Annotated in this window: 14 protein-coding genes; 7 read left to right on the top strand and 7 right to left on the bottom strand. The window is 65.4% G+C overall.

Annotated features, from left to right (window positions below; genetic code table 11):
* Nucleotides 1–134 precede the first annotated feature (134 nt).
* Genes A5730_RS09365 through A5730_RS09350 form a run of 4 tightly spaced genes read right to left on the bottom strand, consistent with a single transcriptional unit; the run spans nucleotide 135 to nucleotide 3,467 of the window.
* On the bottom strand, nucleotides 135–554 hold the full coding sequence (locus A5730_RS09365) for a thioredoxin family protein (RefSeq protein ID WP_067898681.1): 420 nt from the start codon (nucleotides 552–554) through the stop codon (nucleotides 135–137).
* Nucleotides 555–561: 7 nt separating this feature from the next.
* Nucleotides 562–1,245, bottom strand: coding sequence for a serine O-acetyltransferase (cysE, locus tag A5730_RS09360; protein ID WP_067898678.1), 684 nt, complete (start codon nucleotides 1,243–1,245; stop codon nucleotides 562–564).
* Between the two features lie 2 nt (nucleotides 1,246–1,247).
* Nucleotides 1,248–2,180 carry a cysteine synthase A gene (gene cysK / locus A5730_RS09355; RefSeq protein WP_067898675.1) on the bottom strand — a complete coding sequence of 311 codons (933 nt, stop codon included), beginning with the start codon at nucleotides 2,178–2,180 and terminating at the stop codon, nucleotides 1,248–1,250.
* Nucleotides 2,181–2,189: 9 nt separating this feature from the next.
* Nucleotides 2,190–3,467 (bottom strand): thioester domain-containing protein, encoded by a 1,278-nt coding sequence (locus tag A5730_RS09350; protein WP_067898673.1) that lies wholly within the window; start codon nucleotides 3,465–3,467, stop codon nucleotides 2,190–2,192.
* A gap of 388 nt (nucleotides 3,468–3,855) precedes the next feature.
* On the opposite strand from A5730_RS09350, the gene A5730_RS09345 reads away from it, so the two are divergent.
* Complete coding sequence (locus A5730_RS09345) at nucleotides 3,856–4,779, top strand: family 2A encapsulin nanocompartment shell protein (RefSeq protein WP_067898670.1); 924 nt, start codon at nucleotides 3,856–3,858, stop codon at nucleotides 4,777–4,779.
* Nucleotides 4,766–6,706 carry a family 2A encapsulin nanocompartment cargo protein cysteine desulfurase gene (locus A5730_RS09340; protein WP_067898667.1) on the top strand — a complete coding sequence of 647 codons (1,941 nt, stop codon included), beginning with the start codon at nucleotides 4,766–4,768 and terminating at the stop codon, nucleotides 6,704–6,706. Before A5730_RS09345 ends, A5730_RS09340 begins: the two co-directional genes overlap by 14 nt.
* 7 nt (nucleotides 6,707–6,713) lie before the next feature.
* Here A5730_RS09340 and A5730_RS09335 read toward each other — a convergent pair whose 3' ends face one another.
* The 3 genes from A5730_RS09335 to A5730_RS09330 form a co-directional block, all read right to left on the bottom strand.
* Complete coding sequence (locus tag A5730_RS09335; RefSeq protein ID WP_067898664.1) at nucleotides 6,714–7,832, bottom strand: YeiH family protein; 1,119 nt, start codon at nucleotides 7,830–7,832, stop codon at nucleotides 6,714–6,716.
* A gap of 4 nt (nucleotides 7,833–7,836) precedes the next feature.
* Entirely contained in the window at nucleotides 7,837–7,992 is a 156-nt protein-coding gene (locus tag A5730_RS24935; protein WP_197506220.1) for a hypothetical protein, read from the bottom strand.
* Between the two features lie 120 nt (nucleotides 7,993–8,112).
* Entirely contained in the window at nucleotides 8,113–8,970 is an 858-nt protein-coding gene (locus A5730_RS09330; RefSeq protein WP_369829867.1) for a Stf0 family sulfotransferase, read from the bottom strand.
* 561 nt (nucleotides 8,971–9,531) lie between these two features.
* Between A5730_RS09330 and A5730_RS09325 the strand changes: the two genes are divergently transcribed.
* From A5730_RS09325 to A5730_RS09305, 5 genes are read left to right on the top strand one after another with little or no spacing between them, the layout of a single operon-like run.
* The gene (locus tag A5730_RS09325) at nucleotides 9,532–10,299 is read left to right on the top strand and encodes an ABC transporter permease (RefSeq protein ID WP_067898659.1); all 768 of its coding nucleotides are present in this window, start codon (nucleotides 9,532–9,534) and stop codon (nucleotides 10,297–10,299) included.
* Nucleotides 10,296–11,144 (top strand): ABC transporter permease, encoded by an 849-nt coding sequence (locus A5730_RS09320; protein WP_055400732.1) that lies wholly within the window; start codon nucleotides 10,296–10,298, stop codon nucleotides 11,142–11,144. Before A5730_RS09325 ends, A5730_RS09320 begins: the two co-directional genes overlap by 4 nt.
* Nucleotides 11,145–11,148: 4 nt before the next feature.
* Nucleotides 11,149–12,417 (top strand): MCE family protein, encoded by a 1,269-nt coding sequence (locus A5730_RS09315; protein WP_082946779.1) that lies wholly within the window; start codon nucleotides 11,149–11,151, stop codon nucleotides 12,415–12,417.
* The gene (locus A5730_RS09310; RefSeq protein ID WP_067898653.1) at nucleotides 12,414–13,442 is read left to right on the top strand and encodes an MCE family protein; all 1,029 of its coding nucleotides are present in this window, start codon (nucleotides 12,414–12,416) and stop codon (nucleotides 13,440–13,442) included. Before A5730_RS09315 ends, A5730_RS09310 begins: the two co-directional genes overlap by 4 nt.
* The gene (locus A5730_RS09305) at nucleotides 13,439–14,593 is read left to right on the top strand and encodes an MCE family protein (RefSeq protein WP_067898650.1); all 1,155 of its coding nucleotides are present in this window, start codon (nucleotides 13,439–13,441) and stop codon (nucleotides 14,591–14,593) included. Before A5730_RS09310 ends, A5730_RS09305 begins: the two co-directional genes overlap by 4 nt.
* Nucleotide 14,594: the final 1 nt, after the last annotated feature.

Raw genomic sequence — 14,594 nt, 5'->3', positions numbered from 1 at the left:
CTTCCGATTCGTTGCTAACCCACTGTGCAACGCTCGGGGCGACAACGCATTCCATTACCGCATTAAGCTCACCGTGAGTAATACTTCGCCGAGCTGGCGGGTGGAAAGTCGTTCGAGACCTTGATGATTCGAGGCTAAGCCAACAGCGGCTGCAACGCAGCGCGCAGGTCGCCGACCTTCGGCACCCCGGCGGTCCGGTACCGCTGACGGCCCTGAGAGTCGAAGATCAGCGTCGTCGGCAGCGACAACACCGACAGCCGCTTGGCGGCCACGGGGTTGGCGTCGATGTCGATCTCCACGTGCGACACGTCCGGCAGATCGGCGCAGACTTGGTCGACCACGCGGCGCACCGACGCGCATGGGCCACACCATGCGGCGCTGAAGTGCACCACGGTCGGCCCCGTCTGCGCCAACCCCAGGTCCGACGTGTCCTGTTGGGAATCGGGACTGGTCTCGCGCAACACCCCGGAGCGTCGATTGAATATCGCGCCCGCAGCTGTGGCGGCACCCAGCGCCGCGACCAGCGCCGTTCCGGCGATGACAAGAGTGCTCATGGGGACCTCAGATAGAGAAGTCTTCGCCGTGCCATACCCCGGCTTCCGGTGGCCGGATGACACTTTCGGACTCTTGTCCGTCGTTAGCCGCCTCCAGCTTGGCCACCCGGGTGAGGAGCGACTGGAGACTGACGCCCACCAGGTCGGGCATCATCGAGTCGTCGGGGCTGCTTCGCCCGTGGCGGCTGATGACCTGTCCGGGCACTCCGATGACGACGGCGCTTGACGGAACCTCCTTGACGACGACGGCGTTGGCGCCGATCCGGCTGTCGTCGCCGATCTTGATCGCGCCAAGCACCTTGGCGCCGGCGCCGATGATCACCCGGTCACCGATCGTCGGGTGGCGTTTGCCGGTTTCGCTGCCGCTGCCGCCGAGGGTGACCCCGTGGTAGATGGTCACGTCCTCGCCCACCTCGGCCGTCTCGCCGATGACCACGCCGGTCGCGTGGTCGATGAACAGGCCGGGGCCCAGGACCGCGCCCGGGTGGATCTCGACTCCGGTCAGGATGCGCAGCAGCTCGGCAAACGTCCGCGCGGCCAGCCTGGCGCCGCGATTCCACAGCCAGTGGTTGATTCGGTGGCCCCAGATGGCATGCACGCCCGGATACGCGAAGATCACCTGGAGCGTGGTCGGCCGGGCCGGGTCGCGCTCCCTGGCGGCCCGGATGTCACGTCGGATGGCGGCGAGCATGGCTAATCCGCCAGGTCGGCGAACAGCGGCGTGCTCAGATAGCGCTCACCGAAGCTGGGCAGCACCACCACGACGAGCTTGCCGGCGTTCTCGGGACGGCGAGCCACCTGCAGCGCCGCGACGACGGCCGCGCCCGAGGAGATGCCGACCAGCAGCCCCTCCTCCCGGGCCAACCGACGGGCCATGTCGAGCGATTCCTCGTTGCCGACCGTGATGACCTCGTCCACCAGGTCCATCTCGAGCACCGGCGGGACGAATCCGGCGCCGATGCCCTGAATCGGGTGCGGACCCTTCTGACCGCCGGACAGGACCGGTGACGCGGCGGGCTCCACGGCCACGAAACGCGCCGACGGCTTGCGTTCCTTGATCACCTGGGCGACGCCGGTCAGCGTTCCTCCGGTGCCCACCCCGGAGACGAAGAAGTCGATCTTGCCCTCGGTGTCCCGCCACACCTCCTCGGCGGTGGTTTTGCGGTGGATCGCGGGGTTCGCCGGGTTCTCGAACTGTTGCGGGATGAAATACCGTTGGTCGTTCTTGGCGAGCTCTTCGGCCTTGGCGATGGCCCCGGCCATGCCTTCGGCGCCCGGCGTCAGCACGATCTCGGCGCCGAACGCGCGCAACAACATTCGGCGTTCCGTGCTCATCGTGTCCGGCATGGTCAGCACGCAGCGGTAGCCGCGGGCGGCGCACACCATCGCCAGCGCGATGCCGGTGTTTCCGCTCGTCGGTTCCAGGATGATCGTGTCGGGCTTGATCAGGCCCGCCTGCTCGGCCGCATCCAGCATGGCGACTCCGATGCGGTCCTTCACGCTGTTCGCGGGGTTGAAGAACTCCAGCTTGGCGACGACGTCGGCGACCGCCCCTTCGGTGACCCGGTTCAGCCGGACCAGCGGCGTGTTCCCGATCAGTTGTGTGACGTTATCTGCGATGCTCATCTGTCTTCCTCAGGCGATGTCGGTACATGACTCGTCGGTCTGCCAGCTGATGTCGAATTCGATGGCCACGGCTGTAGGTACGGTCAGGGCGATGGGTGTGAATCGATGTGCCGCTCCCTCCACTGCGACTCCGGTCAGCACCCGCCCGGTGAGGCTATCCGGTGTTGTCGCGGTGACCGTCGTGGTGGACGTACCCGGTGCGGGCCGCAGGTAAAAGTCCGTGCCCGCCTGCACAGCGCCGACGACCGTCTCACCGTCGGAGTCGACGAGTGTGTGTCCGTCACCAACATTGAGCGTCAACGGGATTGGCACTTGAAACGGTCCTATGAGCTCCGAATTGGCGGTTGCTTCGGTATCGACTAGTTGTGGTTCCACCGTATCGCGCAACGCTTTGCGCGCCCCAGTGATCAGATAATTGTAGAGGTGCACAATTCGATCGGCATTGCGGTAGTGGCGGGCACCGGTCAGCCAGAAGCGAACATGGTCGATGGTCGGATTGGTCGCGTCGGTCGTCGCGATCAACCGGTAATGGCGATACCCACGACCACCGCCGCCGTGGCTGCTGGCCGACAAGGTGCTACCCACCCCGAGCGTGCGCCGGTGGCGACCCTTGCCCGCGTCCACCGTCAGCTGGGAACGCGAAATATCTTGCCAGGCAACGCCGTCGGCGGACTTCTGCAGTTTCAGTCCGACGGCGGCGTCCGACGCCACCCATACCGAGTACCCGCCCAGTTGCGGTTCGCCGTCGAATTCGAAGGTGATCACGCGTCCGCCCGCTCGGCGCACCTTGACGGGAACGTTGAGGGGGCGGGTGTCCAGGGCCAAGCCATTCGTGAAATGCCAAATCGCGGCCTGGGTGGCGGCGATCGCCTCGTGTTCGCCGATATGGGCCCGGCCCAGCGGGTCGCCCGCGGCGCGCAGGCTTTCGCTCAGTTCGGCGGTCGTGCGCATCGGGAAGGAATTACGCAGGATCCAATCGACCTCGGCTTCGTGGTCGCGGCTGCGCAGGTGGGGCAGCGCCGACCAGCTGTCCAGGCGGTACCGGGCCGGCTCATGTGGCGCGACGCCGAAGAAATCCAATGAATAGGCGTGCAGGTTGGGATTGACCCTGATGAGGTCGGTTCGGGCGGAGCTACCGTCGGCGAACACGATCGTGTCCACGGTGTGGGAGTACGTGCCGCCGCGGTAGCGCGTCATCCGCGCGACTTCCGTCGCGGGCCGGACCAGGACCCGGTGACGGGTCTTAACCGCCGCGGAGGCGCGGGTGGATAGGGACATCACTGTCATGGCTGGTCGATCTTCCTGAAAGATTTCGGTTGGCGAACGCGCGCCTGGCGACCGCGGGACGGGTGGGCCCATCCGCCGGCGGGAGAGCGCGGGATTTCTACGGCGTCTAAAGCGTCAGGAAATCAACAACAGCGACAACAACAGCAGGCGGCAATGCGCGAAGGAACGAAGCGCGGCTGAACGGCCTGTTGCATGGGCCCCACTATAGGCCCAGACAAAGATCACTGTCAGATTGCGGGCGCTTTACGGCCCTTTAACTCAGCACGGGAGTAATGCTTTGCCCCGTCCCGAGAGTCTCCTATGCTCGGCGCGCGAAGCCGGTCACGGCGGGTGATCATGGACCTGCCGCACTACGCTGCAGCATTCGATCGAGCACGGAAGGACCACGATGACGTCGGCTCAAAGCGAGTCTCAGGCACTCGGCGATCTCGCAGCTAGGCAGCTGGCCAACGCGACGAAGACCGTCCCGCAGCTTTCCACCATCACGCCCCGCTGGTTGCTGCACCTGCTCAGCTGGGTGCCGGTGGAAGCGGGCCTGTACCGGGTGAACCGGGTGGTCAACCCCGAAGGGGTCGCGATCAAGGCCGAAGCGGGCGCCGGCACCGAAGAGCCGCTGCCGGAGACCTACGTCGACTACGAGACCAGCCCGCGCGAATACACGCTGCGCAGCATCTCGACCCTGGTCGACATCCACACCCGGGTCTCCGACCTGTACTCGAGTCCCCACGACCAGATCGCCCAGCAGCTGCGGCTGACCATCGAGACCATCAAGGAGCGCCAGGAGTTCGAGTTGGTCAACAGCCCCGAGTACGGGCTGCTGGCCCAGGCGACTCCGGAGCAGACCATCCAGACGCTGGCGGGCGCGCCGGCGCCCGATGACCTGGACGCGCTGATCACCAAGGTGTGGAAGACGCCCAGCTTCTTTTTGACCCATCCGCTGGGAATCGCCGCGTTCGGCCGCGAGGCCACCTACCGCGGCGTGCCGCCGCCGGTGGTCAGCCTGTTCGGTGCGCAGTTCATCACCTGGCGCGGCATCCCGCTGATCCCGTCGGACAAGGTGCCGGTAGAAGACGGCAAGACCAAGTTCATCCTGGTGCGCACCGGCGAGGAGCGCCAGGGCGTGGTCGGCCTGTTCCAGCCGGGCCTGGTCGGCGAGCAGGCGCCGGGGCTGTCGGTGCGATTCACCGGCATCAACCAGTCGGCGATCGCGACCTACCTGGTCACCCTGTACTCGTCCCTGGCCGTGCTCACCGACGACGCGCTCGTCGTCCTCGACGACGTCGCCGTGGACCAGTTCCATGAGTACAAGTGAGTACCGCGCGGTAGACGCCGAAAGCGACCTGCCCATCAGCGCCGCGGAACTCGCCGCGTTGGCCACCCAGCTGTACGCGGCCAGCATCCGGCCGGGTCCCGACAGCCCGCCGCAGTCGGCGCCGCTCGCCCCGCGCGGCAGCGTTCCCGACGCCACGGCCGCGACCTCGGCCGGGCAGGCGGTCGCCGGCACCGCCGGCGTGTATCCGGCCCCGGTCCCGACGCTGGGGGTCACCGACATCTACGTTCCGGCTCCGACGTCACCCGAGCCCGAAGCGCCGCCGCAGGCGGTGCCCGTCGCCCCGCGCGGCGGCGTGCCCGACGCCACGGCAGCGACATCGGCCGGGCGGTCGGCCGCGGGGGCCGCCGACCTGTATCCGGCGCCGGTCCCGGCGCTGGGTTTGACCGACATCTACCTCCAGGCTCCGGCGTCGTCGGGGCTCGACGCCCCGCCCCAGACGGTTCCCGCCGCGCCCCGGGGTGGCGTGCCGGACACGACCGCCGGCCTCGGTGACTTCAGCGGTTTTGGGGGGCCGAGCGAGGGCATCGTTTCGCCCTCCTGGGGGTCACAGGTGCCGTCCGTGCCTGACCTGCGCTGGTCGGACGACGCCGTGCCAACGGCGGTGCCCCCCGGTGACGAGCACGATTACTCCTTCCTGAGCGTTGCCGAGACGGTGCCGCGGCTGCCCGACGAGCACGAGGTGTTCGACGTCAACGCGATCCGGGCGGATTTCCCGATCCTGAAGGAGGTCGTCAACGGAAAGCCGCTGATCTGGTTCGACAACGCGGCGACCACCCAGAAGCCTCAGGTGGTGATCGACCGGCTGTCGCACTTTTACGCCCACGAGAACTCCAACATTCACCGCGCGGCGCACGAACTGGCGGCGCGGGCCACCGACGCGTACGAAGAGGCCCGCGACACCGTGGCCGAATTCATCGGCGCGCCAAGCTCGGAAAACATCGTCTTCGTGCGCGGCACCACCGAGGCCATCAACTTGGTGGCGCACGCGTGGGGAGGCAAGCACCTGCAACCCGGCGACGAGATCGTCATCACCCACCTGGAGCACCACGCCAACATCGTTCCCTGGCAACTGGTTTCGCAGAAGACCGGAGCGATCCTCAAGGTGGCGCCGATCGACGACGCGGGCAACCTGTTGCTGAGCGACTTCGAGGAGCTACTGGGCCCGCGGACGAAGCTGGTGGCGGCCAGCCAGGTGTCCAACGCGTTGGGCACGGTGGTTCCGGTGGACAAGATCGTTCAGCTCGGGCATCGCTATGGGGCTCGGGTGCTCATCGACGCCGCTCAGTCGATTCAGCATGTGCCGGTTGATGTTTCCGAGCTCGGCGCCGACTTCCTGGTGTTCTCCGGGCATAAGATCTACGGCCCCACCGGAATTGGCGCGCTCTACGGCACCGAGGAGGCGCTGACGGAAACCCCGCCGTGGCAGGGCGGCGGTCACATGATCGCCGACGTGACGATCGAACGCTCGCTATATCAGGGACCGCCCACCAAGTTCGAGGCCGGCACCGGCAACATCGCCGACGCCGTCGGCCTGACCGAGGCGCTGCGCTATGTGCAGCGGCTGGGCATCGAGCGCATCGCGGCCTACGAACACGCCCTGCTGGAGTACGCGACGCCGCGCCTGGCCGACATTCCCGGCGTTCGGTTGGTGGGTACGGCCACCGAGAAGGCCAGCGTGCTGTCCTTCGTGCTGGCGGGACACGATCCGCTCGAAGTGGGCAAGGCGCTCAACGCCGAGGGCATCGCCGTGCGCGCCGGCCATCACTGCGCCCAGCCCGCGCTGCGGCGCCTCGGGCTGGAGGCCACGGTTCGCCCGTCGTTCGCGTTCTACAACACATTCGAGGAGATCGACGTCTTCCTCGCGGCGGTGCGCCGGATCGCCGAGGGCGGCACGAACGTCGGCTGATAGCCGGTTAAGTGCCCGTGTACCAACCCAATACGCGGGACGTCAGCAACACGATGCCCAGGGAGACCAGGGCGACGACGGTGAGCCCGATGACCGCGACCACCAGCGGTCGCCATCCGGTCCGCGCGATCTGGCGGATGTCGGTGTTGAGGCCCACACCGGCAAAAGTCAGTAGGAACGCCCATTTCGACACGTTGGCGAGGTTGGCGGTTTGGCCCTTGGTCAGCCAGCCCGCCGTCGCGATCGCGGAGACCACCAGGAAGCCCAGGACGAACTTCGGAAACTTCTCCCAGACGAACGCGGCCTTGGCCTTTGCCCCGGGTGCGATCTCGTCGGCCTGCCCGCGCGCGGCCCAGTACAAGGCAAAGCCCAGGACCACGAACCCGATCAGCGAGTTACGGGTCGACTTGACCAGCACCGCGATCTTGCCGGCATGGTCGGAATACAAGTAGCCCGTCGCCGTGGTTTCCGCCGTGTTGTCCACCGAAAGCCCGGCCCACAAGCCGAATTCGTGATCGGTGAGCCCGATCGCATGCCCCAACGGCGGCAACACGAACAGCGACACAGCGCCCAGTGCCAGGATCGCCGCGATCGCGTAGCTGACATCGGCGTTGCGGGCGCGGATCGCCCCCTTGGCCGCCACAATGGCCGACACCCCGCAGATGGATGTCCCGATTGCCAGCAGCGAGCCCAGCTTGCCCGACAACCCGAACGCGCGCGCCACCACGATGATGATCGTCCCCGCGATCGTCATGTCGACGAGGATCTGCACCAGGCTGATGCCGCCGAGTTTCGCGATGTCGCCGAGGACGAATCGCGAACCGAGCGCCACGATCCCCACCTTGAGCCAGAATTCGTAGGTCTGCACGCCGGGCCGAAATATCGGGTGCAGGCCGACGGTGTTGGTGATGAGCAACCCAATCACGATCGCCCACAACACGTATTCGATGTCCGGCACCGTCCAGTGGTGGTGTTTGGCCAGGGTGTTCCACCAGATTTGGGCGTACTTGCCCAGCACCCCGACGCCGATCAACAGCAGGATGCCCGGCACGTAGTCGAGCGGACGTGCGCTGGTGAAAGCGGCTTCGGTCGACGTTTCGTCGGGTTCGACGCGAACCGTGCTCATGCGGTCACCACGGGATCTTCGGAAGCGCGTTGGCCACCGCCAGCGCGACGATCACGCCGGCCACCGCGGTCGCCCACCAGTCCACCGAGATCGAACCGAGCCGCGCCGGCCAGCCCGGTGATTGCGACCTTTCGTCGCGCCCGTCACTCGCGTCACCCATGCTGCTCGCTCCTCAGTCATCTGCGGCGGCCATGGGCGCCACATCCTTTGCGAATGATGGCGTCTCGGGGTGCGGCCACCAAGTGATTGGCTCGCCCTGAATTTAGGCGCGCGGTCGCGGTCAGGTTGGCAGGCCGCGCTTCTCGGCATCCGCACGGTACCGGCCCACCCAGTCATCGGAGCGCTGGTCCGCTTGGCGTTCCAGCACCGGCTCGGGAGCCAGTTGCGGGTCGAGTCCCAAGGCCTCCAGGATGGCGGCCACCACCTGAGTCAGATTGCGCCACAAGACCGGATAGGGGATGTCCATCGGCTTGACGTCCTCTTCGGCGAACCAATTCCGCCAGGCCTCGTCCTGGGCGCGCAACATGGTGACGACGTGGGCGATCGCCTCGGCGTGATAGGTGGCGCGCGCGTCTCGAACCGGGTCCGGCCGGCCGCGCCACACCCGCGTCTGCACGGCCCGCCAGAACGACACCGCCTGCGAGATCACATCGGGCCGATGAACATAGATGAAGAGCGGCTCCTCACCCACCACGTCGCGGATCGCGGCCCGCAGACCGTCACCGCTTCGATTCGGCAGATTCTTTGCGCGGTCAAGCAGCAGCGGGGTCTGGTTCCACATCAGCTTGCCGCCCCATATTCCGTTAGGGGTTCTCCCGACGGTGCGGATGTAGTCCCGCCAGATCTCGGGCGGCGCGAGGTCCGGCGTCCCCGGGTCGAGCGGATCGAGCAAGCGCAGGATCGACTCGTCCTCGACGCCGGCGAACCACTCCCGCGGTTGCGGGGCCTGGCTGGTGGCGGGCAGGTATTGGAAGAACTCCTGCGGCTCGCCGGCCACGCCGGTCGCGCGCAGCGACTCGACCAACAGCGTGCTGCCGCTGCGCTGGGATGCCAGCACCAGATACGAGGACGGGCGATCAGTCACCTCGCAAGCGTATCCGGGCGGAAATGCTCTCGCAGGTGGTCCTTTTAGGCTCATCCTGACCGTAACCCTTGCTTCGAATACCGGCCCTCGCCAACTGTGTCGGTGGCGGCGATAGCCGAACGGGACGGTGGCCGTGGGCGCTCAACTGGGTTGTTGGCAACGGAAGACTCGTCAAGCGACGAGCGGCCATTCCGCGTCCCCGCTGCCGAGGCGTTCGCCGAAATCTGTGACATGCAATGCATGCTGGTCCGGCCGCCGTCGCGCGCCACCGACGTGGAGCCCCCGGTTTGAACTGGGTCGCTGAGCGAACAAACTATCAGCGCCATATCCTGGGGTTTCTTCTCTTTTCGCGTGCCGGTAGTGCAGACGGCGCGAGTCCTCCGCGAGCTTTACTCGCGTTGGCCAATTTAGCTTCGTGTTGATTCCAAACCTGACGCGGTTTTGGGTTTGCCCGTAAATTCCTCGCGTGATGTTAGGCGCGCAAACTGACGCCGCGGTCGGCGTGTAACAACAACCGGTGCTTTGACGTCGGCTGATTGCCGGCGCATTAATTGCATTACGAGAATGGAACACGGGATTGGGTCAGATGAACGGCGGCCGGGCGGGGCGAACCCTGTGAACGGCTCCGCCATCGCAAAGCCCATGAATGCTCTGGGCGAGTTCTTCCTGCTCAGCGCCCGAGCGCTGGTCGCCGCGGTGCGGGGTCCATGGGCGTGGCGGGAGTTGCTGGAGCAGATCTGGTTCGTCGCACGGGTTTCCATCGTTCCGACGATCATGTTGTCGATCCCGTACACGGTCCTCATCGTGTTCGTTCTGAACATTTTGTTGGTCGAGATCGGCGCCGGTGATCTGTCCGGCGCCGGCGCGGGTCTGGCGTCGGTGACGCAGGTCGGGCCCGTCGTCACGGCGATGGTCGTCTCCGGTGCCGGGTCGACTGCGATGTGCGCAGACCTGGGCGCCCGCACCATCCGGGAGGAAATCGACGCGATGAAGGTGATCGGCGTCGATCCGATTCAGGCCCTGGTGGTTCCGCGCATCATCGCCGCCACATTCGTCGCGGTCCTGCTGTACTCGGTGGTTGCGGTCACCGGGCTGACGGGAAGCTACGTTTTCGTGGTCTTCGTTCAGCACGTCACCCCCGGCGCTTTCGTCGCGGGAATGACCCTTGTTACGGGGCTTCCTCAGGTAGTGACGTCGCTGATCAAGGCCACGCTGTTCGGGTTGTCGGCGGGCCTGATCGCTTGCTACAAGGGCCTGTCGGTGGGCGGCGGTCCCACCGGCGTCGGTAATGCCGTCAACGAGACCGTGGTCTTTTCTTTCATGGCACTCTTTTTCATCAACATCGTGCTCACCGCGCTCGGCGTGAAGGTCACCGCGAAGTGACCGACGCAGCCGGGGAACCGTCGTGGATCATCAGCCTTGGCCCGCGGGTGACCGATTACGCCCGCAAGCTCGGTGAACAGACGGCGTTTTACGGGCAATCCCTGGTCAACATCGCCGATGCGGTGCGCCGCTATCCGAACGAGCTGCTTCGGCTCATCGCCGAGATGGGCATGGGCACAGGCGCTTTGGCGGTGATAGGGGGGACCGTAGGCATCATCGGCTTCCTGACCCTGACCACCGGCGCCCTGGTCGCGGTCCAGGGTTACGACACGCTGTCCAACGTCGGGGTCGAGGCGCTGACCGGATTTCTGTCGGCCTTTTTGAATGTCCGGATGATCGCGCCGTGCACCGCCGGCCTGGCGCTGGCAGCCACGATCGGTGCCGGCGCGACGGCCCAACTGGGGGCCATGAGGATCAACGAGGAGATCGACGCGCTGGAGGTGATGGGTATCCGCGCGATCACGTATCTGTCATCGACACGGATCATCGCCGGGATCCTGGTCGTCATCCCGTTGTACGCCGTCGCGGTGCTGATGTCATTCATCGCGGCCAAGTTCCTGACGATTTACACCTATGGCCAGTCGCGCGGGGTGTACGAGCATTACTTCTCCACGTTTTTGCGTCCCACCGACTTGTTCTGGTCGTTTCTGGCGGCTCTGACCATGGCGACGGGCGTGATGGTGGTCCACACGTATTACGGTTTCACCGCGACAGGTGGTCCCGCTGGGGTGGGGGAGGCTGTCGGGCGTTCGGTGCGGTCATCGATGATCGTCACGGCCTTTGTCTGCCTGGCGATTTCGTTGTCCGTCTACGGACAGTCCGGCAACTTCAATCTGTCGGGATGACGGCATGAGCAATCACCGGGAGAGTGGACCGGGGCAAAGCAACAGGGTCCGCCGCAGCAGAATCGACCCGATCTGGTGGGCGCCTACTCTGTTCATCCTTGTGGGAGCGATCATCGCATTGACCGCGGGGGCGTTCTCGGGCAAATTCCAGGAGTCGGTCCCCCTGACGCTCGTGTCAGACCGGGCCGGGCTCGTGATGGAGCAGGGCGCCAAGGTCAAGCTGCGCGGCGTGCAGGTCGGCCAGGTGGCGTCGATCGGCACCGACGTGAAAGCGGCTCAGTTGCAGCTCAAGATGCAGCCCGGCCCGTTCAAGTACCTGCCGAGCAACCTCGAGGCCGAAATCAAATCCACCACGGCGTTCGGTTCGAAATACGTCGACCTGATCGTGCCCGAACACCCCAGCGCGACCCCGCTCAAGCCCGGCGCGGTGCTGCACTCCCGCAACGTGACGGTCGAGGTCAACACCGTTTTCGAGAATCTCCAGTCGGTGGTCCATGCGATCGACCCGGCGAAGCTGAACGCGATTCTGTCCGCCTTCTCGGAAGCGTTGCGCGGCAAGGGCGAACGGCTCGGGCAGGCCATCACCGGGGCCAACGACGTGTTGCTGACCGTCAATCCCCGCATGGACACCATCGACAAGGACTGGAGGCTGTTCGGCAAGACGACGGCGATCTATTCCGATGCCGCCCAGAATATTCTGTCGATCCTGGACTCGGCGGCGACGACCAGCAACACCCTGACCGAAAACCAACGGTCGCTTGACACGCTGTTGTTGTCGGCGGTCGGTTTGAGCCAGACCGGCATCAACGTCATCGGCAGGAACGAATCCAACATCGTCCGATCGATCAACCTACTGGACCCGACCACGGCGCTGCTGCACAAGTACTCGCCGACGTTCACCTGCTTGTTCCAGGGCTCGCAGTGGTACGTGGACCACGGGGGTCGAGACGCGTTGGGCGGCAACGGCTATTCGGTGATCTTGGACGCCGGGCTGCTGTTCGGTGACGATCCATACCGGTACCCCAAACACCTGCCGAAAACCAATGCCACTGGCGGCCCGGGGGGCAAGCCGAGCTGTGGTTCGCTGCCCGACCCGAGTGCGAACTTCCCGGTGCGTGCGCTGGTGACCGACACCGGCTGGGGCGCCGCCCCGAACGAAATCCGTACCAACATGGCCACCGGTAATCCATGGTGGGCGAACTGGTTCCCGACCACCAAGAACCCACCGGAAGCGCCGCGCTACTTCTACCGTGGGGGACAACCGCCGCCGTGAAAAGACGAAAGTTGTCCGCCATCATCGTGCGCATCGCGGCTTTCACCGCGGTGTGTGCGGTATTCACGTTCACGCTGGTCGCCGTCTTCGGCCAGTTTCGATTCGAGGACCGCACCGGCTACCAGGCGGTCTTCACGAACATCTCCGGCCTGAAGTCCGGCAACTTCGTGCGCATCGCGGGGGTCGAGGTCGGCAAGGTCGGTGACCTGCACCTGCAGCGCGACGGCACCGTCACCATCGGTTTTTCGGTGGACAAAGGCGTGCGCCTCACTGAGGGGACCAAAGTCGCTGTGCGCTACGAGAACCTGATCGGCGATCGTTACCTGGCCCTGGAAGAGGGGCCGGGCGCGCGCCGGCTGCCGCCGGGGGCGACGATCCCGTTGGCGCGGACGTCCCCGGCGCTGGACATCGACGCGCTGATCGGCGGGTTTCGGCCGTTGTTTCGGGCGTTGGACCCCGACCAGGTCAACGCTCTGTCCGGTCAATTGCTTCGCATATTTCAGGGTCAAGGCGGAACCGTCGCTTCGGTGCTGGCCCAAACCTCAATGCTGACTTCGACGTTGGCCGGGCGCAGCGAGCTCATCACCCAGCTCATCACGAACTTGAACACCGTGTTGCACACCTTTGCCGTCCGCGACCGAGAGTTCTCCGACGGTCTGGACAAACTGTCCCAGTTCGTGAATGGCTTGGCGCAGCGCAAAGATGACATCTCCACCGGCCTCGCCTACGTCAATGCGGCGGCGGGATCGGTCACCGACCTGCTTGTCCAGGCCCGCCAGCCGATCAAAGACGTCGTGCACGAGACAGATCGCATGTCCGCGCAGGTGCTGGCGGACCGTGATTACGTCGACAACCTTCTCAAGCAGCTTCCCGATATCTATCAAGTTTTGGCCCGACAAGGCCTCAACGGTGACTACTTCGGCTTCTACTTCTGCGAAGTCTTGATGAAAGTCAACGGAAAGGGCGGCAACCCGATCTTCATCAAGCTATTCGGCCAGCCCAGCGGGCGGTGCACGCCCCAATGACCAAGTCCAAAACCAAAGCCGGCGGGCCAAGCCCTTGGAAGATCGGCGCGATCGGTGTCTTCATCTTGGTGTGCGTGACCGTCGCGGCCTTCAAATACGACAAGCTGCCGTTCATCAAGAACACCAACGATTACGCGGCATACTTCTCGGAGGCCGGCGGCATCCGAACGGGTAACTCGGTGCGGGTTTCCGGCATGGGTGTCGGGAGGGTCACCGGCATCAAGTTGGAAGGCACAAAGGTTCGAGTCAGCTTCACCGTCCGTAACTTCATCACGTTGGGGGATCGCACGGAAGCCGCCATCAAGACCGAAACCATACTGGGCGCCAAGATGCTCGAGCTCACGTCGCGTGGGGAAGGGAAGCTCTCGGGCACCATCCCGCTGGAACGGACCCACTCGCCCTACGACCTTCCCGATGCGCTCGGGGATTTGACGACCGAAATCAGCGGGCTCGACACCGCGCAGTTATCCTCTGCCTTAACCACTTTGGCGGATACCTTCAGGCAGACGCCGTCGGAGGTCAGGCCCGCGCTGGAAGGCGTGGCCCGGTTCTCCGAGACACTGAACAACCGCGACGCCCAGTTGCGCAGCTTGCTGGGGAACGCGAACAAGGTCTCGACGGTGCTGGGCCGACGCAGCCAACAGATCGCCGCTCTGGTGGCGGACTCGAATGCGCTGCTGGCCGCGCTGTTGGACGAACGCGATTCCATCGACGCGCTGATGAACAATCTCACCGCGGTGTCACACCAGGTTTCGGGGCTCGTCAACGACAACAGGACTCAGCTGAAGCCCGCCCTCGACAAGCTGAACGGCGTGCTCGAGGTCCTCGACAATCGCAAACAGGACATTCAGGCGAGCCTGCCCAAGTTCAAACGCTACGCGATGTCGTTTGGCGAATGCCTAGGCTCTGGACCGTTTTTCAAGGCCTACGTGGCGAACCTGATCCCGGGTCAGATCAGCGGGCCGACGATCGACGCCCGGATGTACAACCGGTTCCTGGACCCCGAGCAGAAGCTGCCCTCGGAGTCGGTGGACCCGCCGACCGGAACGCCCCCCGTGCCGCCGGAGCAAGCACCGCACCCGATCTGGTCTCAGCCCCCCTCGCCGGGTCCGGCGCCAGGCCCGCCGCCTGAGCCGGAGGGGGGACAGTGAA

It is taken from the genome of Mycobacterium sp. ACS4054 (genome assembly GCF_001667275.1).
Taxonomy (GTDB): domain Bacteria; phylum Actinomycetota; class Actinomycetes; order Mycobacteriales; family Mycobacteriaceae; genus Mycobacterium.
The sequence above is the reverse complement of the archived record's forward strand: the minus strand, read 5'-3'. Positions and strand labels throughout refer to the sequence as shown.

Coding starts and splice junctions, on each gene's coding strand:
- cysE (WP_067898678.1), bottom strand. CDS start 1,245: ATGCTCGCCGCCATCCGACGTGACATCCGGGCCGCCAGGGAGCGCGAC.
- A5730_RS09305 (WP_067898650.1), top strand. CDS start 13,439: ATGACCAAGTCCAAAACCAAAGCCGGCGGGCCAAGCCCTTGGAAGATC.
- A5730_RS09365 (WP_067898681.1), bottom strand. CDS start 554: ATGAGCACTCTTGTCATCGCCGGAACGGCGCTGGTCGCGGCGCTGGGT.
- A5730_RS09315 (WP_082946779.1), top strand. CDS start 11,149: ATGAGCAATCACCGGGAGAGTGGACCGGGGCAAAGCAACAGGGTCCGC.
- A5730_RS24935 (WP_197506220.1), bottom strand. CDS start 7,992: ATGGGTGACGCGAGTGACGGGCGCGACGAAAGGTCGCAATCACCGGGC.
- A5730_RS09345 (WP_067898670.1), top strand. CDS start 3,856: ATGACGTCGGCTCAAAGCGAGTCTCAGGCACTCGGCGATCTCGCAGCT.
- A5730_RS09335 (WP_067898664.1), bottom strand. CDS start 7,832: ATGAGCACGGTTCGCGTCGAACCCGACGAAACGTCGACCGAAGCCGCT.
- A5730_RS09340 (WP_067898667.1), top strand. CDS start 4,766: ATGAGTACAAGTGAGTACCGCGCGGTAGACGCCGAAAGCGACCTGCCC.
- A5730_RS09330 (WP_369829867.1), bottom strand. CDS start 8,970: ATGAGCCTAAAAGGACCACCTGCGAGAGCATTTCCGCCCGGATACGCT.
- A5730_RS09350 (WP_067898673.1), bottom strand. CDS start 3,467: ATGACAGTGATGTCCCTATCCACCCGCGCCTCCGCGGCGGTTAAGACC.
- cysK (WP_067898675.1), bottom strand. CDS start 2,180: ATGAGCATCGCAGATAACGTCACACAACTGATCGGGAACACGCCGCTG.